Here is a 14,055-nt window from a genome sequence, read left to right on the forward strand (position 1 = left end):
AACAGACGCACTAACGAAATATATGTGTCAAAAAAGCTTTGGAAATCAACGAAATTTAAGTGGAGCGGACGACGGGAATCGGACCCGCGTAATCAGTTTGGAAGACTGAGACTCTACCATTGAGCTACGTCCGCAAAATAGCAACTTGTACAAGTATACAGAAGCTTATGACATAGAGCAAGTTTGCGTTTGCGCAATCTGCGCCAGTGTCCCAAAACAAGCAAAATGAGACACTCACGCAGCGCGACGACTGCACCAGTGTCCCAAAACAAGCAAAATGAGACACTCACGCAGCGCGACGACTGCACCAGTGTCCAAAAACCGGCGAAATGAGACACTAACGCAGCGCGACGACTGCGCCAGTGTCCGAAAATCACAAAAGCCGGAGAAATTTCCGGAAAATGTTCCACAACAGCGATTGTTCCTTTACAGCGTCGTAAAGGAAATAACGGAAGCGAACTAATGCGATAGTATTCGCAGTAGTATAGCCTAAGTTGTTAGCGCAGATTAGTAAGGAGAGCGCATGATTGCAGGATTAGGTCACGATGTGGTGAATGTTGCGCAATTCGCTGAGCAGATGCGCGAAGGCAACGGTTGGCGCGCGCTGTTTTCTGTGCGCGAACTTCGGCAGTGCAGTTTGCGTTCCGATATGAAGCACGACGATGAAGCTTTGCATATTGCGGCGCGTTGGGCAGGGAAAGAAGCCGTGATTAAGGCGTGGTGCGAGGCGCTGGCGCTTGGCGATACCGCTTACCCCTATACTCTTGACAATACGCCGTGGTCTTGCATTGAGATTCTCGACGATTCGCATGGCTGCCCGCGCGTGCAACTTGCGCAAAAAGTGCAAGATAAGCTTTGCGCGTCGCTTTCGTTAAAACTTGCGGAACCTAGCAACAATACGGAACTTGCGGAACTTAGCAACACTGCAGAACTTGCGGGACTTGCGAATATCCCGAATACTTCCGGAAATATTTGCAACGCAATTCACTGGCACATTTCGCTAACTCACGACGGATCGGTACAGAATAATACGGCAGTCGCCTCCGCTGTTGCTATGCTCGAAATCCTGTAGCCGCAAACTCGACTACAAAACTCCGGCAAATGTTCCAAAAAACGGCCAACGCAGCTACAAAATCCGGAAATTCTCCGGCAAATGTTCCATATCAGCGACGAAGTGACACTCGCGCAGTACTGTTTCTGTGTTAGGGTCGGAAGATTGGCGTTATGCGACCTTCGTGCAGATTGCGTACTGCGTTAAGGTCGGAAGATTGGCGGAATGTGACATTCGCGCAGATGGCGTACTGCGTTAAGGTCGGAAGATTGGCGGAATGTGACATTCGCGCAGATGGCGTACTGCGTTAAGGTCGGAAGATTGGTGTTTTGTGACATTCGCGCAGATGGCGTACTGCGTTATGGTCTCTTGGTGTGCGCGACGACCTGCTTGAGCGCTGCGATTTAGCGCGCGAAAGCAGGCCATCGCGCAAATGCCACACCGCACCTCAGTGCCGAAACAGCAAAATCACAGCGATTCGCTAGGAATCGAACCCCAATCGAAAGGCTCCTCCACCAAATAATACGCATTCGAATCATCCGGAGCAGGCGCAAACTTCACTGGTTTATTAAACATAGTAGGCACAAACGGATTGTAATTTACGCCCCAATGTTTTTTATTAGTTACATCAACTTTTGTTTCTTTATATAACTTCGGATCTCGCCTTAAAATAAACGGACGATTCATATCAGGATTCTTAGAACCTTCGCCAACAAAATACCCAGACTTTTCTACCGCATCTAATTTAGCATTCAACGGCACGAGCAAAAGGAACTCGTCCATTCTAAAACTTGCTCCCTTAGCGTAACCAGGTATATCTTCAATATTGCTATAATCTTTCATGCTGTCTGGCAAATTAAATCGGCTAACCACTTCTCCATTAACGCAGAATCTAGCTACAGAATCATTAACTAATTTATTTCCGCAATACGGTGCTCCCCTATGCTTATATATTTCAATAACGCCACTATCTCCAGGAAGAAGATGGTTCTTCATAGGCTTATAATCATCAGAATTCTCCGTTGAATAAGAACAATTCGACGGATCGTGCGTCATGTTGCAAACATCAAAAGAGTTATTGTAGCCATCGTAAGTAGTTGGATCATACGGAAGATCCGTAGAATAAAGCGAAATTTTCCCATGATCTTCGTCGCTATCCGCTGGAGCTCGCAAATCTAAGCAATCACCAGATTTTGTGCACCATAAACCAGCAATAGCATCAGCATTCATTTGAGCGGAAATATAAGAAGGCTCATCTTTATTCAAAAATGCATCTTTTGCTTTCGACGCATCCACGCCATAATAAAGCGTTAATTCGTTACCAGAAAGCGGGCTTCCTAACGAAGGAAACGCGCCAACAATCTTGTTAATATACTTTCGAGAAGAGAACCTCGGACGAAGCTTTACATAGTATGAGCGATCAAACATCATTTTGTATGCAGCGTCTTTATCCATGCCAAATAAATTAGTTGGCACTCCCTTAAAAGTATTATCACCGACAGCTATGTGAATAACTTTTTCTTTACCTACCGAATATCCAGGAATAGGATTTGAAGCCAGAATCTTTCCCGACTCCAATGAAGCTACATAATGAACTTTTACAGGCACTCCCATGGATTGAAGAATATTTTTTGCAGAATTAAGACTCTTGCCAACAATACCTTTTGCTGGAATTCCAGGACCTTTAGATCTGGCGACTTTTACAATATAACTAGAAGATATATGAGAGTTAGGTTTTACATTAAGATATCGCAAGAAACTTCCAGGTTTTTTGCCGCTAAATTCATCTACAATTTGTACCTTAATGCCATTAGAAGCGAGAGTTTTAGTAACATTCGCGACTTTTTCGCTTGTTTCAAATTTTGGAACAACTACTTCGCGTTCGCGCAAGAAATACCACAAAGTTCCAGCAATAATTAATACGACTGCAAGAGTTGCGGATATGGAAATTGCGATGACGCTTTTTTTGGAGGTTTTGGCGGTTTTGGCGGTTTTGGCGGCGGCGGGCGCTGCGGATGGCGCGGCGGATTGTGCTGCCGGTGCGGTGGCTGCGGTGTAGCTTGAGTAGTTTGCGTTTACGTTGGATGAGTTAGCGTAATTTGCATTTGCAGCATTTGCATTGTCTACATTTGCGTTGTCTACATTTGCGTTAGCGTAGTTTGCATTTGCAGCAGTAGCGTTTGCGTTGTTATTGTTGCCAGCCGCGCTAACTTGCTGATTCTGCTGATTATCCGCACTAACCTGCTGATTCTGATACTTTTTTACTGTTGCACCACATTTTGTGCAAAACTTAGTATTTTCGTCAATCTTATTTCCGCAATTTGTGCAAAACATCGCAACCTTCTCTCCTGCGCACAATAATCTCATTTACAGAACAACTCTTCTTTCTATAATACAGCTACAAACGCCGTAGATTTTCCGGCAAATGTTCCATATCAGCGACGAAGGGACACTCGCGCAGTACTGTTTCTGCGTTAGGGTCGGAAGATTGGCGGAATGCGACCTTCGTGCAGATGGCGTACTGCGTTATGGTCTCTTGGTGTGCGCGACGACCTGCTTTCGCGCGCACAATGCTGCGATCAAGCAGGTCGTCGCGCATGCGAGGAGAGAAATCCCCTCAAACTCGCGCCACGCTAAGGAGGATTCCACCAAAACTCGCGCTTTAAGCGCTCGCTGCTGTAAAGCAAACAGATATTGGCGCAATTAAGCTTTATGTGGATAAGTTACGAAGATTATAAGAAATTTTCTAATTTTATCGCATAATAAGTCATTATAACAATACTTTCTACTACCCCCCCCCCCGAGAAACAGGAAATTTTACAATTGTTACTTAGATAACAATAAAAAATTACATCGAAATGGTAAAAATACGATATAATATTATGCAGCATGTGCATAAGCGTACTTATTGCCTACCACTGCTTTATACAAACACAAGATTGGTATTTGAAGAAGAACTAGACACAAGTTTATATACGCCGCACATTAAAGAACGTTAAATTAAGAAGCACAAGAAAAAGGATTACAGGTTATTATGGCAAATAACACTCGCAAAAAGAACACACGTGAGCAGGCAGAGCGCTCGTTTACAAACATTGACTCATCTTCTGCATCTACCACATTGCGCAAGATGTCATTAAGCGCGCTTGCCACGGTTCTTACTGCAGCCACCTGCTTGGGCGGTCAGCCAATCCTCGCATCCTCTAATATTCTTCTTCCTCCAACTACAGCGGCTTTTGCAGCAGAAGTGCATAAGAACGACCCTAATCCTTGGCTACATAAGCCAAACATTCTTGAGTATCAGCGCTACCGTTACCAAAATAGTAATGGTGACGCAGGTTACGTTGGAGATGATCAAATCGGCGACTGGGATCGTATTAAGAATAAGTCAATGATGTACGCTCGCGTAGAAGAATCTGGCGGAAACAGGTACTTAGTATTCGACGTGTTCTTTAACAATGACGGCAAGTCCATGCTTACAGCATCAAAACAACAGCAATACGTATGGCAAGTTCCTTTTGCAGTTGCAGACTTAAACAATGGTGCTTATAAAAGCGATACCGTAACTGATTTACGATTTGACTTCTACAAACGCAATGAAAAATCAAAGGACACTCCAGCCACTCTTTCTCACGATATTCAATTGTTTGAACATGATGAAAAGAAATCTTTTAGCGTTGGAGTATTACAAGACGGTTATGGCAAAGAAAATTCTACGTACACTAATACGTTAGGCATACGCGCTGGAAACAGCAAAAACAAAGATATATACACAACATTCCACACGACTGAAGCAAAATTAGACCCAACTATTAAAAAGGCTATTGCCCTTCCATATCCATATAGTAAATACAGCTACGGCCTTGGCTTAAAAACCACAAATGTTAACTATGCTGTAAAGCTACATTGCAAAGTAAAGTTACGTCCGAATGTTACAAAAGACGAAATTCAAAATGCATTCACCTGGACAAATACAAGCTCGTTCGCAAGAAACACAAATTCTTCATACACATTTATTTCCGGACGAACTCACGACGAAAACTTCCGACGCACAAAAAGCGACGATTTGCCGCCAAAGCTGTATTTTAATGGCAAGGAGCTTACAGACAATTCCAGCAGCATTACCGTGTATCAGGGCGAAAGCAACAACTTCACTTTCGGCACGTCCGACAATAGCGAAAAGGTGACTAATTTCTCTGTAGGCGGATTCCCAGGTAGCGGTAATGACAGCGGAAACTTTAATGAAATAAACGATAACGGCATGCCAGCCACCGAAAACAGCAAGCACACCGTTACGAAATCAGTTGCACTTACTCACAAGAACGGCGATACACCAGTAAACTCCGACTACACGATTACTGTTTCTGCAACCGACGCTTCCGGCAATAAAGCAGAGAAGACGATTACAGTACATCTTAGGAACCAAAATCTTAAGCATAAGGCTCCAACCACTACACCAATTACTGTTGATTGGGGTCATAAGCCAGATGAAGATGAACTCAAGAAGCATGTTTCTGGAGCCGATGGTGGCACTCTTACTTTTGACTCTATTCCAGAGACCAAGATCCCTGAGCAGTACTTTAACGGAAAAGATACTCTTCCTGCACACGCTTCTGGAAAAGTGACGTATAGCGATGGTTCGTATCACAATGTGACTGTTCCTGTGAATGTTAGGAAGCCACTTTCTTTGCAACATAAGCTTAATGGAAATACCGTTAATGCTACTGTTGGCGACCCTCTTACTAAAGCAGGGAACAAGGTTGACGCTAAGAAATATCTTGGCTTAACAGACACAGAATTAAATAATAAGAAAATCAAGAGCGCAGAGTGGGTTAATGGCGAGCCTTCCACAGATGTTGCAGGAAAGAAAACTTACACTGCTAAAGTCACGTTTAATGACGACAGCACAGCGGAAGAAAAGGTCACTTTCACTGTTCGCCCTAAGCAGCCTAAGATTGAAACTGATTTGACGGGTGTTGCAGGCGTAGAAAACAAGGAAGTTGTAGTTAATGCAGGGCCTGGCACCGAAGGAAGCACTGTAACTCTTAAGGATAGCAAGGGCAAGCAAATCGGCACTGGAAAAGTTGGAGCCGATGGCAAAGTTACGATTACTGTTAAAGACGGTATTCCTGAAGGAAAAATTACTGCAGTAACTACTACTGCAGATTCCGTAAGCTCCGACGAAAGTGAACCTAAGAATGCCAGTAAGGACGATCAAAAACCAACATTAGCTGCTGATAAAAATAATGTTGAAGTCGAAGTTGGCAAAGATTTAACTATCACGCTTACAGCAAAAGACAATTTGAAAGTTGATAGAATTGACACAGCAGCAGCAACTATTGCTCTGTTTAACAATGACCCAACAAAGCTGTTTAGTAATCCAACTCGCGCTGGATCAAAGTACGATTCTAAGAACACAGACACACAGAAGAAACTTACTTATACATTCTCTGGTTTTAAGTCAGAAGAAATAGGCACATACAACTTAACATTTAAGGCCTTCGATTCTGCAGGAAACGAGTCTGCACCTGTAACTGTAACTGTAAAAGTTAAGGAAAAACTCGCAAATAAGCCGACAGCAAAGCCTTACTCCGTTGAGATTAATAAAGAGTTAGGTGATGAAGACGCGAAGAAAACTATTGCTCGTGCGAATAAATTGCCAAAGGGAACTAAGTTTACTTGGGCAAAGGATGGTAAGCCAAACACTTCCACTGTTGGCACGGAAAAGGATGGAAAAGTTGTTGTAACTATTCCTACTAACGACAAAGATCACCCACAAGTTGAAACTGTTGACGTTAAGGTAACTGTTAAGGATACCAAAAGTCCTAAAGTTACGATTTGGCAAAAGGGCGAAGGTGACACATATAACACCATTGATGCTGGATATCCAAATGGTAAAAAACACCCACCAGTATTCACTATCAATACGTACCGCGGTGATAAGAACGATATTAAGATTACTGCAACCGACAACAGCGGAGAAGTTACAACTCTTACTTTAACGCCTAAAACTCCAGGCGAGACAGAAAACGCTCCTACCGGAACTGGCACAGATAAAAAACCTAAGACTTTGATACTTGATGGCACTACTCCACTCAACACTGAGCCTGGCAAGTATAAGCGTACTATCACGGCGGTGGATCCTTCGGGCAACACTACAACAGTGGCTGTGGAGTTTGTTGTTAAGACGCAGGCAGAGAAGTACAGCAAAGTCACAGGCACGTCTGTTACGTACAAGATGAGTAGCGGCACAACGCATCCTAAGCCAGAAGACGGCATTGCGAAAGAAAGCAAGAATAAATTGCCTAACGGCACTAAGTATTCTTGGGCTCAGGAACCAGATTGGAATACGCCTGGCAAAGATACAACTGCTGAAGTTCTCATAACGTTCCCAGATGGTTCCACTGAGAAAGTAGATACAAAAGTTACCGTTAAGGACGATATTGCGCCTGTTATTCTTGAGCCTCATACCAATAAAGGTGAACATAATAATCAAGGCAAAAAAGAATTCCCATACATGTTCAAAGTGCATAAGGATAAGTCTTTCGATATTGAAATTAACGCTTATGACAACAGTGGAAAGATCAGTAGCGAACCAATATCAAAATTCCCAGGCTACGACGGAAAAATCACTATTGACAACAGCGATAAAAATTCTGCAGAAAAGCCTGCAACTATTCATATTAAGGGCACTGCTCAGCGCGCAGATAATACGAATCCTGATGCGAATAAGTGGTCTCGTGAGCTTGTTGTTACAGACAAAGCCGGCAATAAATCCAAGCTAAAGGTTCAGATTTCCGTGTACACGGATGCTGAAGAGCATACTGCTACTGCATCTAAAGTTAATAATCCTGCAAGTAAAGATGCCATTAAAGACGCTATTAAAATCACTAAATATGATGCTTCAAATACGCCAATCGATAAGAATGGCATAACATTTGACGTTGAAGATATTCCTACCAAAGATGGAAATTACGCTATTCCTGTAACAATTCATTACAAAGATGGTTCTTCCAGCAAGATTGAAGTGCCTATTGTCGTTAAAAGCGAGTCCAACAACTATGACCCTGTTGGCAAGACGATTACTGTTGATTGGAATTCTAAGGAAGATATTGCAAATAAGATTAAGTCGTTCGATAATGGCGGCGGCTTGACGTGGAAAGACAACAATTCTCCATCTGGTACTACAACGGTAGAAATCGTCAACGCGAAAGACGTTCCAAACACCGATAAGCCTGGCGAGAGCAAAGTGCAAGTCAAGGTTACGTATTCGGATGGCTCTAGTGACGTTGCAACAGTAACTGTTAAAGTTTTGGATCCACAAAGCGAAACTTATACGCCAGAAGGTCAAACGATTACCATTGCCTACAATAAGACGCCGAATAAGAAGGACATATCCAGCAAGATTAAGGGCGTTGGCACTGGTAATGGCATTAAGCTAAAGAAGAATGGCGAAACAACCGATCTTACAAAGCTTCCAGACGACGTCGCAAGTATTGCTATTGATGATGATAAGACCGTTCCAGATGGCACTCAGCCTGGCGATTTTACTGTTCCTGTAACAATTACGTATAAGGATGGCTCTAAGAGTCGTGCAACGGTAAAGGTTAAGGTTGGCGAGCCTCAGAATAAGAAGTATGAGCCAAAGCAGCCTGATGGAATCAAAGTTGACTATAATGGCAAGGTTCCTTCTGATAAAGAAATCGAAGCTAAAGTCAAGTTTGAAGATGACAAGCAACCACCAGCCGGTACAACAATCACAGTTGACGATGGTCAAATACCTATCAACACTACTACTCCTGGAATCGTAAACGTTAAGGTTACTGTTACCTACCCTGACGGCTCTGAGGATCATGTGGAAGTTCCTGTAACAGTTGGCGATCCAGATAACGTTACTCATAAGGCTTCTGCAACTCCTATAGAGTTGAAGCGAAATAAAGATAATACAAATAAGCCAAGTGAAGACGATATCAAGAAGCATGTCAAAACAGGAGTTGGTGAAACTGAAGAGCAGCCAAATATTACTGTAGCTACGGATAAGATTCCAAATACTAATCAAACTGGCACAACTAATGTTCCTGTAACTATTACATATAAAGACGGAACGTCCACAACCGTACAGGTTCCTGTTATTGTGACAGATACAAACGCAGACGAATACACGCCGAACGTTGACCCTGTGGAAGAGCCGTATGGCACTGACGAAGCGACGATTAAGAAAGCCATTACTGATGCAGTAAACGTTACGGATTGGCCAGAAGGATCCGATAAGAAGCCAACATATGAGATTGCCGCAGGCGAGACAATCCCAAGCGGTACCGAACCTGGCACAAAGAAGGTTAAGGTTAAGGTCACATACCCGGACAAAACAAGCGAAGATGTTATTGTTGATGTGACTATTAAGAATAAGCAGTCGGATACTTTCAAGCCAAAGGTAACACCTGTTGTTAAGCAGTTTGGAAAGCCTGTTACATCCAAAGATGTAACAGACAGTGTAACTGTTCCTAATTTGCCAGAAGCAGACAAAAGTAAACTAAAGATTGAGTTGAACAATCCTCACACACAGCTTCCAGACGGTAAGACTCCTGGAAACTCTACAGTTGAAGTCAAGATTACATATCCTGATAAAACAGAAAAAGTTGTTGAAGTTCCAGTAACTATTAGCAATAAGCAGTCTGAACTTTACCCACCTACATCCAAAGAAATCACTAAGGATAATGGCAAAGCACCTACTGCTGAAGACATTAAGAAGGCTGTAGAGATTCCTAATTGGCCATCAGGCAATGGCGACATTACAAAGACTGTTGATCCTAAGAGCATTCCAAACGGCGAAAAAGGCGGCACTTTCAACGTTCCTGTAACGGTTACGTATCCGGATGGATCGTCAACCGTGATCAACGTGCCTGTAACTATTAAGGCTCCAACTGCTACGGCTAAAAAAGTTGTGACTGTGCCAAAGGGTGCGGAACCTAAGCCAGAAGACATGATTGCCAATAAGGATAAGTTCCCTGATGGCACTCAGTTCGAGTGGTCCAAAAAACCAGACACGAAAACGGAAAACAACGGCGTAACAGGCAAAGTAAAGATTACTATTCCTGGATCTGATACTCCTCAAGAAGTTGAAGTAACTGTAAACGTTGTTGACCCAACTGCGTCTGAAGTCAACGTGCTACAGGGCAAGAGTTTGCCAGAAGCTAAGGCTGTTATTAAGGATTCTGACAAAACGAATAAGTATCCTAGCGAAACTAAGTTCGAGTGGAAGCCTGAAGATAAACCGGATACCAATAACTCTGGTCCAAAGACTGGCAAGATTATTGTTACCCTCCCAGGACAAAAGCCTAAAGAAGTGCCTGTAACGGTTAATGTTTTGCCAACGCCTGTTGCGAAGGTTGTTAATGTGAAGGTTGGCGACGACCTTCCAGACGCATCGAAGGGTATTGCTAATAAAGATAAGTTCCCTGAGGGAACCACCTTCAAGTGGGAAGAAAGTGGCAAGCCAACTACAGATACCGTTGGAGAAAAGAAAGGCGGTAAGGTAAAGGTCACTATTCCAGGCGTAAATGGAAAGACCGGAACTTCTTCTGATGTAGAAGTTACTGTGAACGTAACTCCTAAGCCTAATGCCAAAGTTACCACCGTTGCTCAGAACAGCGATCCAGATCCTAAGAACAGCATTGAGAACAATGGCAGCTTCCCAGACGGAACTACCTTTACTTGGGGTACGAAAGACGGAAAACCTGACAAGCCAGACACTTCTACTACAGGCAATGAAAAAACTGGCACTGTTGTGGTAACTGTTCCAGGGCAAGAGCCTCAGACCGTTACAGTCAAGGTAAACGTGACAGCATCGCCTGAAGGAAAAGACATAACTGTGTTGCAAAACAACACTCCTGATCCAAGTGGCTTAATTTCCAATAAGGATAAATTAACTGGAGCAACATTCGGGTGGAAGAAAGATAATAAAGACAAGGAAACTGGCAAGCCTGATACATCAAAGACTGGCAACCAGCCAGGCGTTGTGACTGTTCAGGTTCCAGGAATGACTCCTGTAGATGTGCCTGTAAACGTTTTCGTCGTGCCAAATCCAAAAGACAAGACTGTGAACGTGCCACAAAATGGCAATTTGCCGAATGCAAAAGACATGATTGCCAATAATGGTGACTTCCCTGAGAAAACCACATTTACTTGGGCAGATAACGGTAAGCCATCAACGTCTAATACTGGTGAGCAAACTGGAACTGTCTCTGTAGCTATTCCAGGTATTACAAATCCTGTGAATGTAAAAGTAACAGTAAACGTTGTTGATAAAGATAAGCCATTTATCAACGATGGTAAAGCCGAAAATAAGCCAGATTCTAAGAAGACAACCATTACTGGTAAAACTCAGCCAGAAAACACCGTAACTGTCAAAGACAATAGCGGTAAGACTGTTGGTACTCCAGTAAAAGCAGATGAAAAAGGCAACTTCACTATCGAAATCGATAAGAAGGATCCTAATACAAAGCTCAAGCTTGTTCCAAGCAAGGGTAATAACGAAGGCACTCCAGTAGAAGTAACCGTTACTGCAAAACCAAATGCTCCGACTATCACCGTTCCTTCGGACAATGCAGGCGGAAAGCAGGGCGATGGAAACGTAACTGTCACTCCGCCAACCGACGCCACCGTCACCACGGTTGAAATCACGGTTAAGCCAAATCCGCTTAACGGTCCAGAGCAGCCAGTTCGCACGATTGTTGTTAAGAACGATAATGGCACGTGGAAGATTGACGGCAATAATCCTACTGATGCAACTGTTGACAACAACGGCAACGTTACGATCCCAGCCAAAAACTTGGAAGATGGCAGCACTATTACGGCTGTGGCGAAGAATAAGAACAATACTTCGGACACTGCAACGAATAAGACTGGATACAAGACTCCGCAGATTAAGAACGAAGGTCAATCATCTCCACAAATTACTGACAACAACGGCGATTCCGGTAAGCAAACTATTACTGGAGTTGTGACGGTTCCAGGCGCAACAGTAACTGTTACCGATAAAGACGGAAATCAAATCGGAACTGGTACTGCGGGCAACGATGGAAGCTTCACTATTACTATCAACAAGCAAAAGCCTGGTGCCATTGTCACTCTCACGCCAACCAATGGTAAGGGTGACGGTGCAAAGACGGGCGATCGCGTGGAGCTAACAGTCGGAGGCGCCATTGCAACGCCGAAGATTAGTACTCCGAACGATGGCAGCGCTAGCGTGACGCCTGACGAGTCTGATACTCGCGTGAACAAGGTTGTAGTTACTTACACTCCAGAAGGCAGTGAAACAACCGCAACGATTACTGTTGTTGCCGAAGGTGATAATCGCGTATGGAAGATTGATGGAAATACTCCAGAAGGTGTAACTGTTAATCCAGATACTGGCGTTGTTACCATTCCTGCAGGCAAAATTAAGAATGGCAGCACTATTACTGCGCAAGCCAAGCAGGTTACAAAAAATACCGGTGCTACTACCGCTACAGAAACTTCTTCCGCTGAAGTAACCGGCACAATTACTACTCAAAAGCACCACTATGATCCAACGCCAGTACCGGAACCAACTCCAACGCCGGCGCCAACAGTCACTACGCCAAGCGAAGGCGCGGACCAAGGCTCCGCCATCGTTACCCCACCAGCGGATGTGGATACGCTTCTTATCACCTTCCTTCCGGAAGGAAGTAGCGAAAGTGCAACGCCTGTAACGATTACCGTAAAGAAAGATAAGAATGGTAACTGGACTATTGACGGCACGACTCCAACTGGCGTGACTGTTGATCCTAAGACTGGTAAAGTCACCATCCCTGCAACCGCGGTGAAGGGAGGCAGTGAGGTTACCGCTCAAGCAAAGAAGGGCGATAAGCAATCCGAGAAAGTTACCGGCACCACAGCTGGCAGCGAAAAGAAGCAGCCAAAGAAGCCGGGACAGGAGCCAACGCCAAGCCCAATTCCAACAGATAAGCCGCTTGTGGTAACTCCGCAAAATGGTGCCGAGCAGGGTTCTGCAACCGTCACTCCTCCAGCTGACGCGGATTCCATGGAGATTACTTATACTCCAGAAAATGAGGAAACATCCTCTGGAATTGGTGAAACTGAAATACCTTCACTTGAGGAATTGACGCCTGGAACAACTAATCCTGATTCGCAAGAGCCAGGAAATAATCCAGGAAATACGCAAGGAAACGAAAATCCAGAAGGCAAAACTTCAGGAAATGAAACTCCTGCTCGCGTCACAATCAAGATAAAGAAGGACGCGGAAGGCAAGTGGAAGATTGACGGAGATGCACCAGACGGCGTAACAGTTGATCCGCAAACCGGAAAGGTTACGATTCCAGCAAATAAGGTGAAGGATAATACTGAAATTACTGCGAAGTCAAAGAAGGGCGATAAGCCTTCCAAGACGGCAACCGGCACCGTGGGCAACAACCCAATCGACGATCTGAACATTGACGATCTTATCGACAATGCGGGCGGAAATAGCAACGAAAAGGGTAAGGGCCACGGCGAGAATCACGGAAACGGAAACGGAAACGGAAACAACGACGGAAACGGAAACGGAAACGACAACACTGGCGACACCGGAAACAACTACACTGGCGACGCCGGCAACAAGGGTGACACTTTGAACCCTGAATCCGGAACTCACCGCATCAAGCACGGCGACACGATCGACGCAAATGGCGCAAACAACAACCGTGCTAACGGGGACGACAATGGTAGCACTGGAAACGGTGCGCAGGGTACGCAAGGTTCGCAAGACTCGCAGGGTACGCAAAGCGGATCACAAGGTGCGCCAAGCGAATCGCAAGCGAAAATCGATAAGATTCGTGCGCGTCACTCTTCCGGCAAGATTGCGAAATCTAAGCTGAGCAATACTGGAGCCGCCATTGCTGCAATTAGCACAATAGCCGCTCTTGCTGCCGCAGTTGGAGGCGCAATCGCGGTTATTCGCAAGAAAAAGCGCAAGTAATAGCAAA

Annotated in this window: 4 protein-coding genes and 1 tRNA gene; 2 read left to right on the forward strand and 3 right to left on the reverse strand. The window is 44.4% G+C overall.

Features of this window, described 5'->3' with window-relative positions:
* Nucleotides 1-60 precede the first annotated feature (60 nt).
* A tRNA-Gly gene (locus HXT56_RS04645) sits at nt 61-134 on the reverse strand.
* Nucleotides 135-523: 389 nt separating this feature from the next.
* On the opposite strand from HXT56_RS04645, the gene HXT56_RS04650 reads away from it, so the two are divergent.
* Nucleotides 524-1,072 (forward strand): holo-ACP synthase, encoded by a 549-nt coding sequence (locus HXT56_RS04650; protein WP_421777883.1) that lies wholly within the window; start codon nt 524-526, stop codon nt 1,070-1,072.
* Nucleotides 1,073-1,519: 447 nt separating this feature from the next.
* On the opposite strand, the gene HXT56_RS04655 is transcribed toward HXT56_RS04650, so the two are convergent.
* Nucleotides 1,520-3,385, reverse strand: coding sequence for a zinc-ribbon domain-containing protein (locus HXT56_RS04655; RefSeq protein WP_421777884.1), 1,866 nt, complete (start codon nt 3,383-3,385; stop codon nt 1,520-1,522).
* Between the two features lie 64 nt (nt 3,386-3,449).
* Nucleotides 3,450-3,650, reverse strand: coding sequence for a hypothetical protein (locus tag HXT56_RS04660; RefSeq protein WP_421777885.1), 201 nt, complete (start codon nt 3,648-3,650; stop codon nt 3,450-3,452).
* Between the two features lie 435 nt (nt 3,651-4,085).
* Here HXT56_RS04660 and HXT56_RS04665 point away from each other — a divergent pair, with 435 nt between their 5' ends.
* On the forward strand, nt 4,086-14,048 hold the full coding sequence (locus HXT56_RS04665; protein ID WP_421777886.1) for a Rib/alpha-like domain-containing protein: 9,963 nt from the start codon (nt 4,086-4,088) through the stop codon (nt 14,046-14,048).
* The last annotated feature ends 7 nt before the right edge of the window (nt 14,049-14,055 follow it).

It is taken from the genome of Gardnerella nova (assembly GCF_049244055.1).
In the GTDB taxonomy this organism is placed as follows: Bacteria; Actinomycetota; Actinomycetes; order Actinomycetales; family Bifidobacteriaceae; genus Bifidobacterium; species Bifidobacterium vaginale_H.

Excerpts from the sequence above, each read along its gene's own strand:
- HXT56_RS04650 (WP_421777883.1), top strand. The coding sequence starts at position 524 with ATGATTGCAGGATTAGGTCACGATGTGGTGAATGTTGCGCAATTCGCT.
- HXT56_RS04655 (WP_421777884.1), bottom strand. The coding sequence starts at position 3,385 with ATGTTTTGCACAAATTGCGGAAATAAGATTGACGAAAATACTAAGTTT.
- HXT56_RS04660 (WP_421777885.1), bottom strand. The coding sequence starts at position 3,650 with ATGCGCGACGACCTGCTTGATCGCAGCATTGTGCGCGCGAAAGCAGGT.
- HXT56_RS04665 (WP_421777886.1), top strand. The coding sequence starts at position 4,086 with ATGGCAAATAACACTCGCAAAAAGAACACACGTGAGCAGGCAGAGCGC.